This window comes from Candidatus Binatia bacterium (assembly GCA_036504975.1).
Taxonomy (GTDB): Bacteria; Desulfobacterota; Binatia; order UBA9968; family UBA9968; genus JAJPJQ01.
Window position 1 is genome coordinate 45267 of record DASXUF010000024.1, and the last position, 15682, is coordinate 60948.

Annotated in this window: 12 protein-coding genes; 7 read left to right on the forward strand and 5 right to left on the reverse strand. The window is 59.6% G+C overall.

Features of this window, described 5'->3' with window-relative positions:
* Positions 1 to 92: 92 nt before the first annotated feature.
* A complete protein-coding gene (locus VGL70_03780) occupies positions 93 to 3161 on the reverse strand; it encodes a GAF domain-containing protein (protein ID HEY3302639.1) in 3069 nt (1022 codons plus the stop codon).
* A 123-nt stretch (positions 3162 to 3284) separates the two neighbouring features.
* Here VGL70_03780 and VGL70_03785 point away from each other — a divergent pair, with 123 nt between their 5' ends.
* The gene (locus tag VGL70_03785) at positions 3285 to 4775 is read left to right on the forward strand and encodes an aldehyde dehydrogenase family protein (GenBank protein HEY3302640.1); all 1491 of its coding nucleotides are present in this window, start codon (positions 3285 to 3287) and stop codon (positions 4773 to 4775) included.
* A gap of 63 nt (positions 4776 to 4838) precedes the next feature.
* On the forward strand, positions 4839 to 6086 hold the full coding sequence (locus tag VGL70_03790) for an acetyl ornithine aminotransferase family protein (GenBank protein HEY3302641.1): 1248 nt from the start codon (positions 4839 to 4841) through the stop codon (positions 6084 to 6086).
* A 30-nt stretch (positions 6087 to 6116) separates the two neighbouring features.
* Here the strand turns inward: VGL70_03790 and VGL70_03795 are convergent, their stop codons facing one another.
* Positions 6117 to 6851 (reverse strand): SDR family oxidoreductase, encoded by a 735-nt coding sequence (locus VGL70_03795; protein HEY3302642.1) that lies wholly within the window; start codon positions 6849 to 6851, stop codon positions 6117 to 6119.
* Between the two features lie 348 nt (positions 6852 to 7199).
* Between VGL70_03795 and VGL70_03800 the strand changes: the two genes are divergently transcribed.
* Both VGL70_03800 and VGL70_03805 read left to right on the forward strand, forming a co-directional pair.
* A complete protein-coding gene (locus VGL70_03800; protein HEY3302643.1) occupies positions 7200 to 7931 on the forward strand; it encodes a PAC2 family protein in 732 nt (243 codons plus the stop codon).
* The gene (locus VGL70_03805; GenBank protein ID HEY3302644.1) at positions 7928 to 8638 is read left to right on the forward strand and encodes a glycosyltransferase family 2 protein; all 711 of its coding nucleotides are present in this window, start codon (positions 7928 to 7930) and stop codon (positions 8636 to 8638) included. The genes VGL70_03800 and VGL70_03805 overlap by 4 nt, the downstream gene beginning before the upstream one ends.
* A gap of 9 nt (positions 8639 to 8647) precedes the next feature.
* Here VGL70_03805 and VGL70_03810 read toward each other — a convergent pair whose 3' ends face one another.
* Positions 8648 to 9598: an NAD(P)-dependent oxidoreductase gene (locus VGL70_03810; protein ID HEY3302645.1), complete on the reverse strand. Its 951-nt coding sequence runs from the start codon at positions 9596 to 9598 to the stop codon at positions 8648 to 8650.
* A 126-nt stretch (positions 9599 to 9724) separates the two neighbouring features.
* On the opposite strand from VGL70_03810, the gene VGL70_03815 reads away from it, so the two are divergent.
* The 3 genes from VGL70_03815 to VGL70_03825 all read left to right on the forward strand — a co-directional run bounded on the left by VGL70_03815 (position 9725) and on the right by VGL70_03825 (position 14035).
* Entirely contained in the window at positions 9725 to 10765 is a 1041-nt protein-coding gene (locus VGL70_03815; GenBank protein HEY3302646.1) for an ABC transporter substrate-binding protein, read from the forward strand.
* Positions 10766 to 10810: 45 nt separating this feature from the next.
* Positions 10811 to 12982, forward strand: coding sequence for a hypothetical protein (locus VGL70_03820; GenBank protein ID HEY3302647.1), 2172 nt, complete (start codon positions 10811 to 10813; stop codon positions 12980 to 12982).
* Positions 12983 to 13141: 159 nt separating this feature from the next.
* The gene (locus tag VGL70_03825; protein ID HEY3302648.1) at positions 13142 to 14035 is read left to right on the forward strand and encodes an ImmA/IrrE family metallo-endopeptidase; all 894 of its coding nucleotides are present in this window, start codon (positions 13142 to 13144) and stop codon (positions 14033 to 14035) included.
* Between the two features lie 139 nt (positions 14036 to 14174).
* Here the strand turns inward: VGL70_03825 and VGL70_03830 are convergent, their stop codons facing one another.
* On the reverse strand, positions 14175 to 14975 hold the full coding sequence (locus VGL70_03830) for an ABC transporter permease (GenBank protein ID HEY3302649.1): 801 nt from the start codon (positions 14973 to 14975) through the stop codon (positions 14175 to 14177).
* Positions 14972 to 15682: ABC transporter permease (locus VGL70_03835; protein HEY3302650.1), on the reverse strand; the 711-nt coding region annotated here is incomplete at its 5' end. The genes VGL70_03835 and VGL70_03830, both read right to left, overlap by 4 nt.

A 15682-nucleotide genomic window follows, 5' to 3' on the forward strand; every position in this document is an offset into this window, starting at 1 on the left:
AGACAAAGCCAAATGCGATGCCGTCATATAATTCATAAATGTCTATCGTGTCAAGGCCGCGAGAAGGGGAAATAGAGTGATGGAGTGCTCCATTACTCCGGGTCGGCCACCGGGAAGGTGACCGTGAACGTCGAGCCCTTGCCCAACTCGCTCTCGATCTTGATGTCGCCGTCCAATAGCTCGACGAGTCGCTTGACGATGCTCAAACCCAGGCCGGTGCCGGGATATTTTCTCCGGTCCACTCCGTCCGCCATGTAGAAAGGCTCGAAGAGATGCGGCAAATCCGACTGATCGATCCCTATTCCTGTGTCGCGCACCGACCATAAGATGTGCTTGCCCGGAAAGTTTCTGTGGTTGCTTTGCATGGAGACCCGGAGCTCGACTTCGCCCTTCTCGGTGTATTTCACGGCATTGGCGAGGAGATTCTGAAGAATCTCCCTGATCTTGGACCGGTCGCTTTTGATTGACGGCATTCCGGCGTCGATGTCGAACCTGAGATCGAGCCCCTTTTCCCGCGCCAGCGGCGCGAACGATAGCTCCAGGTCGTCGGTGATATCGTTGACCGAGAATTCCGACGCGCGCACCGGCACTTTCCTTGCGTCCAGACGCACCAGGTCGAGGATCTCGTTGATCAGGCTGAGCAAGTCCTGGGCGTAGCGGCCGATGCGCTCCAGCGCTTTGCCCTGCTCGTCGTTGAAACTTCCGTAAGAGCCGTCGAGCAGGAGCTGCTGGGTGCCGATCACGACGTTGAGAGGAGTTCTCAGCTCGTGGGCCATGGTATTGAGAAAATCGGTTTTGGTTCTAAAAGCGTCCTCCAGCTCGCCGGATTTCATCTGCAGTTCTTCGAACAACCTGGCGTTTTGAACCGCGATGGCCGTCTGGTCGGCAAAGGCGGTGATCATCTGGATCTCGTCCGGACGAAACTCCCTTTCCTGTTTGGAATAGAGGTTGACGGTGCCGATGACGCGCGAGCCGAGCCTGAGAGGAACTCCAAGGAACGAGTGATAGCCGGATTCGCTGAGGATTCGGCGGTGCTTTTCTACCATCACGGGATCGTGGCGCACGTTCTTGATGGCGATGACCCGGTTCTCGCGAACGATCTTCCCCGTGACGCTTTCGCCCAGAGGCATCACCGGAGTGAGAGCCAACAATTCTTCCTCGCCGGCAAAGCACGCCCGCACCAGAGATCTTCCTTCGACCAGGCGAAAGCTCGCGCCGTCCACGTTGAGAAATCTTCTCGCTTCGTTCGCAATGCTCGGAAGCAGGAGCTCTTTTTTGAGCAGCGAAGCGACGTCCCGGTTGACCTTGATGAGGGCTTCGAGATGAAGCGACTTCTGCCGCGCCTCTTCGAGCAGGGTGGTGTTTTCGATCGCGATGGCCGCTCCGCTCGCGAGCTGTTGCAGGAGATCCACCTCGTCCGGGGAAAAATCCCTGGGCTTATACGTTAACACCCTGAGGACGCCGATGACTTCCCCGTTTTTTTTGAAGAGGGGAACTCCGACATAACCCCGGAAACCGAGGCTGGCGGACCGGTTGCCCTGGCGCACCGGGGTCTCCCGACTCATGTCTTCGACCACCATGGGCTTGCGGCTCTCGATCACCAATCGCGACCGCCTGAGACCGGTGCCGGACGCGGACGACTGGAGCCGTGTCGGCTCTATGCCCGATATGCCCAGCGAACGCCACGAGCCGTCAACCATGAGCCTCACGTCGGAGACATCGGTCTTCAACACCGCGCAAACCTTACGGGTGAGTTTTTGCAGGAGATTGTTGACGTCCAGGGTGGTGATGTCCTGCGTCACTTCCTTCAAGAGACTTTGGATTTCCGCGTGTCTTTGGGACTCCTGATAAAGCTTGGCGTTTTCTACGGCGATGGAAAGGATCTCCGCCACCGGCGTGAGCGTATCGATGTCTTTCCGGTTGTACTGGTTCGGTTTGAGGCTGCCCAGGTTCATCGCGCCGAAAATCTGCCCCTTGGCGATGAGCGGCAAAATGATGAACGAGCGCAGGCCGAGGCCTTGGTAGCGTCCGCGGGTTACCTCGAAGCGCCGCTCTTGGGAGAGATCGGCGCAGAGGAGCGGTTCCTTGTGATCGATCGCCCAGCCGGTCGCGGTTCCTGCTTTCGTTGAAAAGCCCTCCGGCACGGCCGGCGCCGGCAACGCCGACTCCTCCGAATAGACCTTGAGGTAGTTTTGATCCTTCTGCAGCAGATTCACCGCCAGGCGATCATAGGGAACCAGCTTGCGAATTTCCCAGCTCAGTTGACGGCAGATCTCTTCCAGGCTGAGTGAGCTGCTGACCAGAGTGTTGAGACGATGGGTGACCACCATTTGATCGACGGTCCTGTCCAGCTCGCGATAAAGGTCCAGGTATTCGAGAAGCAAAGCCAGGTAGAAGAACGAACAACCGATCACCGGAAACAGGTAGGACGAAAACCAGGCAAAATCATACGGCTGCCGCGATAGGATAAGACCCAGGAAAACCCCGAGGCAGAGCAGGAGGAAAGAGCAAACGTAGCCGATGAGGGGAGCTTCAGTCTGTTGGAAGCGGCGCCAGTGTATCCAGGCCGCGCCCGCATAGAGGCAAAAAAAGCCATAGAGCAGCAAGGCGGAAAAAAAAGCGGCTCGCGCCGACAAAAAAAGCGGCGTCAGGAGGTCTTCCAGGAGAAAAATCGTGCCGGCAAGTAAGATGCAGCCGAGAGACACCCAGGCCAGGCGTCCGAACAACGCGCGCCAGGAAGAAATTTGGAGAGTCGGGGTTTTCGCGATCAGATAGAAGGCGGGAAGGAGCAGAGCCAGAAACGAGAGATAGAAAAAATAGGCGGCGTCGGTATCCGGAGCGTTCGACACGCTCTCCAGGCATACGAGCTGAGCCAGACTGAAGAGCGACGAAATCCAAAACGCCAGGCCGACCCAGAAGGCATACGGCTCTTTTCTAAACAGAAAGCGGCCGAAGCTCAGCAAGGCGATGCTCAAGGCGGCGCCGAAATAAAAAGCGAGCGCGGCGGGAACAAACCATGCGACGGGGACAAGCTGGTGCTGAGACAAAAAGATTGCCGGGAAAAGTTGGATCGCGACCAGCGAGGCAGAGATGCCGATGAGAAGGGCGGCGCGCTTAGTCGCCGGAGTAGGCGCCGCGCTGGGTTCGCTTGCAAGCTCCATAGATTTCCCCGGCCGTGAGCGAGAGGGACGATGGGGTCGGGCACTTGAGCCGGGGTGTTTGTCTTTGCCGCGCCAGCTTACTAAAATGAGTACTAGACATGCAAGCTCACAAGCCAGTGCCCTATGCCGGAAATCTATTGCAACTACATTGACGGCAAATGGGTCGGGGCGAAGTCCGGCGGGACTTTGGAAGACCGCAACCCCGCCGACCGGCGCGAATTGATCGGCCTCTTTCCGGAGTCGGAGCCGGAAGATATCGCCGAGGCGGTTATCGCTGCCCGAAAAGCCCTGCCGCGATGGCGCCTGGTTCCCGCGCCCAAGCGCGGCGAGATTCTCTACCGGGTGGGAGAGATCCTCAGGCGGCGAAAAGAGGAGATCGCCCGCGCGATGACGCGGGAGATGGGAAAAATTTTGCCGGAGGCCCGCGGCGACGTTCAAGAAGGGATCGATACGGCTTATTACGTCGCGGGCGAGGGGAGAAGACTCTTTGGCGAGACCACGCCCGCGGAGCTGCCGAACAAATTCGCGATGTCGATCCGCGTACCGGTCGGCGTCTGCGGCCTGATCACGCCGTGGAATTTTCCCCTGGCGATTCCGACCTGGAAGCTCTTTCCGGCGCTCCTCTGCGGCAACACGGTCGTGCTCAAGCCGGCGGAAGATACCCCGCTCAGCGCGGTAAAGCTGTTCGAGATCCTCGAAGAGGCCGGGGTTCCGCCGGGCGTTGCCAACCTCGTCCACGGCTCGGGCGAGGGGGCCGGCGCTGCGCTCGTGCGCCATCCGGAGGTCCGGCTCGTCTCTTTTACGGGATCTACGGCCACCGGGAGGGAGATCGCGGCGTCCTGCGGTCAAAATCTCAAGCGAGTCTCGCTGGAAATGGGCGGCAAGAACGCGCAAGTCGTCATGGAGGACGCCGATTTGGATCTGGCGCTGGAAGGCGCTCTATGGGGCGCCTTCGGCACGACGGGACAGCGCTGCACCGCCACGAGCCGTCTGCTGCTTCATCGCGATATTAAAAAGCGGTTCACCGACATGCTGGTCGCGCGCGCGGAAAAAATTAAAATCGGCGACGGCCTCGACGAGAGCGTGGAGATGGGACCGCTGATCAACGAGGCCGCGCGCGAGAAGGTCCATCGTTACGTCCAGGTCGGAAAAGACGAAGGCGCGCGGCTTCTTACGGGCGGGACGATCTACGAGGAAGGAAAATGGATCGACGGATATTTTTACCGTCCGACGATCTTCGATCAGGTCGCGCCTTCGATGCGCATCGCGCAGGAGGAGATTTTCGGCCCGGTGCTGTCGATCATCGAAATCAAAAGCTTCGAAGAGGCGACGGAAATTCTCAACGGCACGCCTTACGGCCTTTCCAGTTCCGTCTATACGAGAGACGTCGCGTGCGCGTTTCGCGCCGTGCGGGACTTCGAGGCCGGCATCACTTACATCAACGGTCCCACGATCGGCGCCGAGGTGCACCTTCCCTTCGGCGGCGTCAAAGACACGGGCAACGGCCATCGCGAGGCCGGCACGACCGTGTACGACATCTTCACCGAATGGAAGTCCGTCTACGTGGATTACTCCGGAAAATTGCAAAAGGCGCAGATCGACAACGCCGAATAAACAATGTTGAATTTTAAATTTTGACCCATTCGACTTCGCTCACATTCATCATTCAAAATTTCGATGAAAGTTCCCCACATCAAGGTAAAGCCTCCCGGTCCGAAAGCTAAAGCGATCATCGAGCAAGATGAGCGTTACGCGGCGCCGGCTTATGGCCGCGTCTATCCTTTGGTCGTGAAGCAGGGGAAAGGGATGGCGATCGAAGACGTGGATGGAAACTTTTTTCTGGATTTCAACGCGGGCATTGCGGTCGCCTCCACCGGCCACTCCCACCCCAAGGTCGTACGGGCGATCCAGGAGCAAGCGGGCAAGTTTCTCCATTTCTGCGGCAGCGATTTTTATTACGAGCCGATGGCGTCGCTGACCGAGACGCTGAGCCGCCTCGCGCCGGGATCTTCAACTAAAAAAGTATTTTTGACGAACTCCGGGACGGAAGCGATTGAGGCGGCCATCAAGCTCGCTCGCTACGCGACGAAGAGGACTCATCTCGTCGCCTTTTTGGGCTCGTTTCACGGGAGAACTCTTGGAGCACTTTCTTTGACCGCCAGCCGCTCTTCTCACCGCGCCCGCTTCGGCCCGCTGCTGCCGGACGTTCATCACATTCCCTATGGGATCGAGGGACTGGACGCCCTGGAAAACAGAGTCTTCCGGCTGGAGGCGGCGCCCGATGAAGTCGCGGCCGTCTTCGTCGAGCCGATTCAAGGCGAAGGCGGCTACGTTGTTCCGCCCGGCGACTTTCTCGGCAAGCTGGCGGAGATTTGCCGGCGCCACGGAATTCTCTTGGTCGCGGATGAAATCCAGACCGGCTTCGGCCGCACGGGAAAGATGTTCGCATGCGAGCACTGGGGCGTCGAGCCGGATATCCTCTGCGTCGCGAAGGGAATCGCGAGCGGGCTGCCGCTCGGCGCGATGATCGCGCGCAGCGAGATCAGCACCTGGAAGCACGGCAATCACGGCTCGACCTTCGGCGGCAATCCTGTGGCGTGCGCGGCCGCGCTCGCGACAATCGATCTTATCGAGAAAGGTCTTATGGCGAACGCCGCGGAGGTTGGAAGGTATCTAAAAGAAAAGCTGACGCAGCTAAAGAACAAACATTCAGCAATCAAGGACGTGAGAGGACTCGGTCTCATGGCGGGTGTAGAGCTTACGGATGCGGAGTTGCGCAATCGCGTCGTGCGCCGCGCTTTCGAGAACGGCTTGCTGCTGCTCGGCTGCGGCGATAGCACGATCCGCTTCTCACCGCCGTTGATTGTGACGAAGAACGAAGTCGATATCGCCGTCGAGATCTTTTCCTCTTTGCTGAAGTCGTAGGGGCGGTTCGCGAACCGTCCCCACATTTGTTTATATTCCCCATGCCCCGCTGAGGTGAATATTTGCACCGTTGACGTAGCGCGCTTCTTCCGACAGGAGGAAGCGCACGGCGGAAGCGGCGTCGTTCACTGAGCCCACATAGCCGGCGGGAATCCGCTTCGCCATCGCGGCGAACTCTTCCGGCGGCGCGCTGCCGGTGTCGATAAAGCCCGGAGAGATGGCGTTGGCGGTGATTCCATGTGGCGCGCCGACGCGGGCGAGCGAGCGCACGAGCACGAGCAGCCCGACCTTGGCGATGTAGTGAGCGGTTAACTGTGGCTGGCCGATCAGTTGATCCGCGTTGGCCATGCTGAAGCAAATGACTCGGCCCCACTTGCGGTCGATCATGCCGGGCATGGCGGCTTTGGCAAGGTAAAAAACCGGATGCAGGTTATTGTCGAACATCGAGTGCCATCCTTCGACGGTTTCCTTCAAAAAGTCCACTCGATGATAAGGGCCGGCGCAGTTGATCAATGCGTCGATGCGGCCCCATTCTTTCTCGACCCGCTCCACCATCCCTGTCGCGTCTTGAGGATTCGACACGTCGCATTGGATCGATAGCGCCTTCGTTCCGTCCTTATGCGCCGCGGCGACCACTTCGGCCGCTTCTTCGGCGCTCTTGCGGTAGCAAATGGCTATTTGCCAACCCTCTGCGGCTAAGTCGAGGGCGACGGCGCGCCCGATTCCCTTCGCCCCGCCCGTGATCAGCGCTACTCGTTCAGCCATGATTTTTTCCAAAGCGATTCCTCGCGGCGCAAGTTTTCGGGCCGCTCGTCGACAGGCTCAGAGTGGTGAGCTTTGTCGAACCACGGCCGATGGGGTAGTACCAAAGTCGAACCTGTCTCATCGGGCGTCCGCGGCCCTCTCCTCGCGCCCCTCGGCCTCGCCCAGTGATCCTGTATCGCTGTGAGCGCTGCCAATATACCAGACGCATTTCCGAACTTCATCCCTCATCCCTCAGCCTTCATCCTTTTTAATTGCGGCTGGAGTTAGCCGGGCCGTTCGTGATAAATACAAAGAATGAGCACCGACCCGCTTGTATTCGATAATCAGCCTGCACTTCGTCGGCCAGTATTGATCTTGGCTTTTGCCGGCTGGAGCGACGCCGGCGCGTCGGCGACCACTGCGGTGCGCTATCTGAGCGAGCAGTTGCTCGCGACAAAGTTCGCCGGCATCGATCCGGAAGAGTTCTACGACTTTTCCATTCAGCGTCCCCAGGTCCGGTTGGTCGAGGGACTGCAACGTGAGATCCACTGGCCCTCCTACGATTTCCATTACGGCGGCGGCATCGGCATCGAGCGCGATTTCGTGTTCGGGATCGGCGCCGAGCCGCATCTTCGCTGGCGCGCCTTCTGCGACACCGTTCTCCGGCTCGTGCGCGAATGCAAGATCGAGATGGTCGTCTCCCTCGGCGCCTACCTCGACGAGGTTCTCTACACGCGGCCGGTGCCGCTCACGGGATTTTCCTCGGACCTTAAATTGATGACCGAGTTAGACCTGCTGCCGTCGCGTTACCAAGGGCCGACCGGCATCGTGGGAATTTTAGGCGATGCCTGCCGGAAAAACGGGATTCCCAATATGAGCCTGTGGGCCACGCTGCCGCATTATCTCTCCGCGTCGCCGAACCCGCGCGGCGCGCTCGCGCTCGTGCTCCGGCTGGCGCAGTGGCTCGGGCTGCGCGTCGATACGGGTCCCCTGGAGCGGGCGGCGGCCGAGTTTCAGAACAAGGTCAACGAAGTCGTCAACAACGATCCCAACCTCTCAGCATTCATCCGGGAGCTTAAAAAGCGCGAGTTCGAGCAGTGAAGCTCTCGGTCCTGATGCCCGTTTTCAACGAGGCGAAGACTCTCGAAGAGGCGATCCGGCGTGTGCAAGAAGTCGGCTTCCCTAAAGAAATCATCGCCGTCGACGACGGCTCGACCGACGGCAGCCGCGACATTCTCGAGCGCATGGAGGCGGAAGCGAAGAAGAACGGCGCCTCTCCCAACGACTTCAAGGTGGTCCTCAAGCCGGTCAATCAGGGAAAAGGGGCCGCCATAAGAAGCGGGCTCGCCCATGTCACCGGCGACGTCGTGATCATTCAGGACGCGGACCTGGAGTACGAGCCGGGCGACTATGCGAATCTCCTGGAACCGATTCTCGCCGGCCGGGCCGACGTGGTGTACGGCACGCGCTTTTCCGGCGGCGGGCCTCATCGAGTGCTTTTCTTCTGGCACGATGTCGGCAACAAGCTCCTGACGCTCTTTTCCAATTCACTCACGAATCTCAACCTGACCGATATGGAGGTCGGATACAAAGCTTTTCGCGCCGAGGTCATCAAGGGCCTGAAACTCGAGTCCAACCGCTTCGGCTTTGAACCGGAGGTTACGATGAAGGTCGCTAAAAAGGGTTGCCGCGTGTACGAAGTTCCGATTTCCTACTATGGCCGCACCTACGCCGAAGGAAAGAAGATCACCTGGAAAGACGGCCTGGCGGCGGTGTACTGGTCGATACTCTACCGGCTGAAGGACTGATTGACGGCCCTATCCTCTAACACCCTCGCTCCACAGCTCTTCCATATAATCCCTCAGCGCCTCTTTCAGAGGAAACTGCGGCACGTAGCCCAGCTCGGCCTTCGATGTGCTCAGGTCGAGAGGAAACTTTGCGTGGCCATCGCCGCCTTCGTCGCCGATCACTTTGACCTCGGCTTGCGGTGACAGCGCGCGCGCGGCTTGCGCGAGGTCGGAAGCCGTCGTCACGGCGCCGCTGCCGGCATTGTAGATCCGTTGCTTCGGGTCCCGCGCCTTGCAAGCCAGCTCGACGGCGAGCGCGACGTCTTTGGCGTAGACATACTCGTTGGAAAAATAAATTTTCGCGTCGACGGCGAAAGGCTCGCCTTTGATAATTTTCAGCGCCAGGTCGCGCATCACCATGCCGACGGTCGATCCGCCGACGTAATGGCCGCGGCCGAAGACGCCGGCGGGCCGAATGATGATCGTGTCGAGATTGTAGAGATGGGTGTAAGCATGAACCAAATGCTCTGAGCAGGCTTTCGTCGTGGTGTAAAGATTGTGACCGCCGACCGGCGCGTCCTCACGGACCGGTCCCTGGTTGATTTTGTCCCGGTCGTACACGCCGAAAGTGCTCACGTAGACGACGCGCTTCAGTCCCTGCAGCCGCGCCGCCTCCAGAACGTTGATGGTGCCGACGATATTGTTGGTCGCGCCGGTATAGGAATTCTCCGCCACACGCTTGCCGATCAAGCCGGCGGTGTGGACCATGGTATCCACGTTGAATCGCTTGAGCGCCGCGAGCAATGCCGGCAAATCCCGAATGTCCGCGGCGACGACTTCCGCTCGATTCGGGCCGACGATCCTGTCGATGTATTGCCGGTTGGGGGATAAATCATAGATCACGACTTTGCTTCCATCGTCCGCCATCCGTTTCGCGAAGTGACAACCGATCAATCCGCCGCCGGTTACCAAAACGTTCATAGCAGCGCGCCTCCTTACTCATCCGGTTTAGGCCAGATTAAGGACCGTGTCAATCAAAGTAAAAACTCTCTTGCCTTTCGCAGCCGTTAAGGCTAATTTTTATCGCCTGACGAAAGGAGATCAGCCATGGCGACGATGCGAAAGAGCGTGATGACTTTTGCCAGCTTGATCGTGCTCGTTTTAGGCGTTCAGATTTCCACCGCGAAGGCGCAGATGCCGAAAGTCAAGGTCGGAAGGACGATAGGTGGAAGCGGCTTTCACATTCCCTCCTATATCGCGGTGGATAAGGGCCTGCTCAAGGCGGAGGGCCTCGACGCCGAATTCATCGCGGCGCAGGCGGGCGTCCTGGTCAGGGCCGCTATCGCAAAGGAGATCGAGTTCGTCCCGATACCGGGAGGCGGCTCCGAGGCGATGCTCAAGGGGGCACCGCTCGCTTTCCTCGTCGGGGAATCGCTGGTCTCCCAGTGGACGATCACCACGACGCCGGACATCAAGCGGGTGGAAGATCTCAAAGGGAAAACCATAGGGCTCGAGAGGCCGGGCCAGGCGGCTTACACCGAGGCTGTCGTCGTGCTCGGCAAATTCTTCAAGATGGAGCCCGGCAAGGACTATAAGGTCATCACCTTCAATGCCGAGACCGACCGGGTGGCCGCGCTGATCAACAAATCGATTCAAGGCGCGATACTATCTTTTCCCCACGCCGCCAGGGCGGAAAAAGAGGGAATGAAGATTCTCGTCAAGACGGGAGACTACATCCCGAGGCTGGGAGGCACTTTTATCGCGCACAAGGACTTCGTCAAGGAGAAGCGCGACGTGGCCAAGAGGTTTATACGCGGGATGGTGAAGGCAAACGATTATGTGAAGACCAACAAGAAGGGAACGCTGGAAATTATTCAGAAATATTTCGAGGTCAAAGACGCGGCGCTGGCCGAGGGAATCTATAATCAGGTGCAGAATGCCTTTGGACCGGAAATCCCGCACGATCTGCTCAAGGAGCTCTTCGAGTCGAGGACGACGCCCGAGCTTGGCTGGCCCGCCGGCAAGCCCTTGCCGGACATCGAACAGTTCGTGGAACGTGATCTACTGAATGAAGTTCTAAAGGAGATGGAAAAGCTCGGCCCGCCGGCCAAAACTCCGCCGGCGAAAGCCCCGGCTAAAAAGTCTTAGCCGGTGTCTTGCCAGGCCGGAGGGTAATCGATAAAAGGTAGTACCGTGAAGGCGATCACGCACAGAGACGAAATCCACCGGGACGCGCGCTACGATCCCCTGGCTTCCGCATTGCTCGACACGGAAGAGCTCCAGAGGCTCGGCCGAGTCTACCAGTTGGGTTACGCTCATCTCGTCTTCCGCGGCGGCACGCACACGCGCCTCAGCCATGCGTTGGGCGCGGCCCACGTCGCCGGGCAAATCGTCGGACAATTGCGCCGGAACTATTACGAGGCGGACGAATTGCCCGTGGGCGCCGTCGCCGTCAAGGATTTTCTTCCGGGTCTCGAGGACAAACCGCTCGATCTCAGATGGGATGCGCTCGAACACCTCGTCCGCTGGGCGGCGCTCCTCTACGGCGTCGGCCACATTCCCGCGGGCGATACCCTCGAGGACACGGTCGAGGGGATTTACCGCAAGCGCGGCGATCTCGCTTCTCCTCGCGTCGCTTACCTGTGGCACGAAACCGCGCCCGGCCGCGACTCGGAAATCCGGGCGGTTTTTCGCCGCGCCGATCTCTTGCCGCCTTCCTTTCCGGCTCTGGGAATCACCGGGGAGGCCGCTTGGAAAACGGTCTTGTTGATCTGTCTCTACAAAGAAAGCGAGGCAGGAGAGAAGAGCTTCGAAGAGATGTTGGCGGAAGAAAAAAGAGATGCCGAGCCGTTTGTGAGGGTCGTGAGACAGGCTTTGTCGGACACTCAGCGGCGGGTCTTTTTCCCGTATATGGCCGATATCGTGGGCAACGCCATCTGCGCGGACCTTTTGGATAATGTCCAGCGCGATTCGGCCAACGTCGGTCTCGAAGTTTCCCGGGCCGTCGGCATCCTGTCGCGGTTTTTCATCGGGCGGAACGATCGGGGGGCGTGCCGGATGGCGCTGGCGCTCGCGGATGGAAAGGGACGCTCCCGCTCGGACACGGCGGCCGCCATCGAGCTGCTCCACCAGCGCTTTCGCTGCGCCGAGATCATCTATCACCATAAAACAAAAATCGCCGCTTCCGCCATGCTCGCGAAGGCTTTTATCCTGATCGGCAAACCGGAGGAAGTCGGCTCGCCGCGAAGGCAGCTCGATATCGAGGAGATCGCCGAGCTCGCGGCCAAGCTCGCGCGCGCCGGCCAAAGCGAAGCCGTCGCCGAGCTTAAGAAGGAATGCCTCCCCAACGGCCTGCTCGACGCGGGGATCGGCGACGAGACGCTGCTCCTGTGGCTGCAGCAGTCCGCGTGGGAAAAGATCGAGCGCGCGGCAAAGCAAAGCGACAAGGAGACCGTGGAAAAATGTCTTCGCGGAATAGCGCTGCTCCAGGCGCTGGCGCGGCGGAAGCTCTATAAGGTGGCCGCCTCGATCGACCGCGACGAGGTCGAGAGGCTCAGCCCCGGCAGCAAACAAGACGCCCCGGTGGACCGGCGCATCGCCCTGGTGCTGCAAGAGTTGCGCAAAGACAGCGCCACGCGGTCGAGAATCGAGCGGGAGCTGGCCCAGGCCGCCGGCTGGCCGGAAGACAGTTTGCTCTTGTATGTTCCCGACCGTAACGGCAAGGCGAGCGGCATTGAGACCGCCGTGCTCGACAAAGGAGACATGCTGACCCTCGGCGCGCACTCGGTGGTCGCGCATGAGATCGCTCAACTGAACGACAGCTACAAAGCGCTTTGGAAAATCACCGTGCTCGCGCACCCCAGATACCGCGACGACGTCGTCGGCCTTTCCAAGGCGCTCGACGCGTTGATCGCGGAATTGTGCCCGGGCGCGCGGGAAAATTATTCCACGACGGTGGCGCTGCGAGACATCGCCTGGTTTCCCTACATCGCGCCGCGCTATCGTCCCGCCGCCGAGGAATACCGCGGCCTGATCGCGCCGGAGGCGCCGGACTGGAAGCGCTTCGACGACGCCGCTCGCACGGTCGAGGGCACGATGAGCTCCCGCGAGCACGCCGACCGGGCTTTTCTCCTGTCGACGGCCGACGATCCGGCGGCCGCCTTCGAGGCCGTCAAAAGCGAGTTCGTCGAAGCCGGCTCGCTTTTGGTCCGGATGACAACATTGCAGAACGAAATTGTCGTCGAGAGCATCGCCGGCGTCGACGAGCTGGAGCATCGCCGGACGATTCTTAACCGAATACTTGCCAACCTGTTGCCCAAGGACGCTCGGACGGAGAGCGGGACGCGGCGTCGCAGGACAAAATAGCCGACCCCGCCGGAGCGTCTGGTTTAGATCGACGGAGCCCTTCGTTCACCCTTCGACAAGCTCAGGGCGAACGGATCGGAAGAAACGTTCAAGATTTACCGTTCGTGCTGAGCGTGTCGAAGCACGAAATCGGCCGCCTGTTAGATCTCAGCGATAAATATGCCGTCGCGAAATATCCAGTCCCGGATTCGGATCGCGAGCGCAGCCCGGGAACAGCTCGGCATCCTCGAACGCTCGCATGACGGTTTTTTTCGCGACGTTCCCGTCAACGTTTCCCACATTGCCGCGGCGCTCGGCATCGCGGTGCGCCGCGATCGCAGGCTCGGCGAACGCGCCCGTTTGGAAATGATCCGGAGCCACGGCAGACTATCCGCCGTCGTGACGCTCCAGGAAAAACTTCCCCTGCCCGAAGCGCGCTTCGCGCTGGCGCACGAGATCGGCCATTTTCTTTTGCTGACCGATCGGCCCGGTGAGGCCGCCGGCATGACCGTGGCCGACCGGGAAATTTTCGCCAACACCTTTGCCGCCGAGCTGTCGATCCCGCGCGCGCGGCGGGACGAACTCCGGGCGCGCTTTCGCGCCGCGCGTGATCCGCGCGGCCTGATCGCGCTCACGTCTCAGCTTGGCGTTGCGGTGAGCATCTTGCTCCGCTTCGCGAGCGAGACTGCCGACTGGTTCAAAGACCTTCCGTTTCTCTGGCTGCGCGTCAAAAACGTGCCCAACGAGTACACCGGGAAGGACCGGCGCTTGAGAATCGTGAGCGCACATTACGACCGGCGGCGCTATTATGTTCCGGTCAATCAGAGTCTCTTCAGAGTGACGGCGGACGCCTGGCTGGCGAATCTGCCTATCGCGGAGGTCGTGCGCGCAGCGGGGACGGTTACTATTTTTTTCAGGACTGACGGCGGCGCCGCCAAGTTTGCCAAGGCGTCGGCGCCGGCGGCGCTCGCCGCCGTGCGCCTGCAACCGAGCGCGGAGGATTTGGCGTCGTACTACCTCATCTCGGCGGAGCTTTCAAACAAAGCGGAGGCTGGATTCCCGCTTCGGCCCTAGCAGGGTTCTGAAAAAAAGCCACTCGTGCTTCGAGAGCCTCAGCACGAACGGAATTCTCCGATGATTTAAATCCATCCTCCGTTCGTCCTGAGTTTTGTCGAAGGATGAACGGAGTTTTTCAACAACCTGCTACACTGCACTAGAACGTCTTTGCCTCTTCCGGACGCCAGCGGCTGAGCCTGGATTCCGCCATCTTCACCAGGTGCGTGAGAATCAGCGAGAGACCCATAAAGATAGTCACTCCCACGAAAACGACGTCCACTTTATAGTTGGTCGCGGCGCTGGCGATCATGAAGCCCAGCCCTTTGCTGGCGCCGAAAAACTCGCCCACGACCACGCCGAGGAGCGCCCTGCCAATCGCCAAACGCAAGCCGGCGACGATGTAAGGGACGGAGTTGGGCAGGACCACGACCTTCATCGTCTGCCACTCGTTGGCGCCGAACGATCTCACCACGTTGACCAGAACGCGATCGACGTTCTTCACCCCCTCATACGTATTGATGAGAAGCGGGAAGACCGCGCCGACAAAGACGATCATGATCTTCGACCATACCCCGATGCCCAGCCAGAGAATGAGCAGGGGCAGAAAAACAAGCCTCGGCGTTGCGTTGAATGCGGTTACGAAAGGATCGAACATGGCGTCGATGGTTTTCGATCTGCCCATGATGAGTCCCAACGGCAGGCCGACCACGATGGCCATCCCGAGCCCGACCAGGAACTCTACGGCGCTGATATAAATGTGGCTCTGGATCTCATTCGCGACGAATAACCTGTGGAAGGCCTGCACCACCTCGACGGGCGTGGTGAAGAAGAGAGATAACCCACGCGGAAGAGGCAAAATGGCGGGCAGCGATTGCCAGGCGAGAATCAGCAAAAGGATGAAGCCGGCGCCCAGAATCGGCTGCTCTTTTTCCCTATAAAAGCTCGCCAGCGCGCTCATCTCGCCTCCTGTCCGATCTTCCAGGGCGCCAGTAGGGTTTCCAATTTTCTCAAACCTTCCGTAAAAATTACCGCCACGATCATCAGTACAAAAATGGCGGCGAACATCTCCGGCAGCCTGTAGGTGTCGCCGAAGCGGGAAATCGCGAAGCCGATGCCCTCCGTGGCGCCGTAGAATTCCGCAACGAGCACGCCGACGATTCCCCGGCCGATCGCGATCCTCGCGCCCGCTACGATATAGGGGAGAACACTCGGAACGATGACTTTAAAATAGATATCCCTTTCCTTTCCGCCGAAGGCCCGCACCACGTTGACGAGGAGCCGGTCGGTGCACTTGACGCCGGCGAAAACATTGAAAACAAAAGGGAACACCGCCAGGAGAAAGATCACGGCCACCTTACCCGTGAGACCGACGCCGAAAATAATGATGAGCAGCGGAGTCAGCGCGACCAGAGGGCTCGCGTAGAGCGCCGTGAGGAAGGGGTCGAGGACGTATTCGGCCCTACGCCGCCAGCCCATGAAGACGCCGATCGGAATGCCGATAATCACTGCGAGGCTGAAGCCCCAGAAAAAGGCCTTGCTGCTGATCGCCACGTCCTGCCACAAGCCTCCCGAGAAGACCTGCTCCTTGAAGGCTACGGCGATGAGCGAGGGCTTGGTGAAGAAAAAGGGATCGAGCCGTATGAAATGAGTAAAGGCGATCTCCCA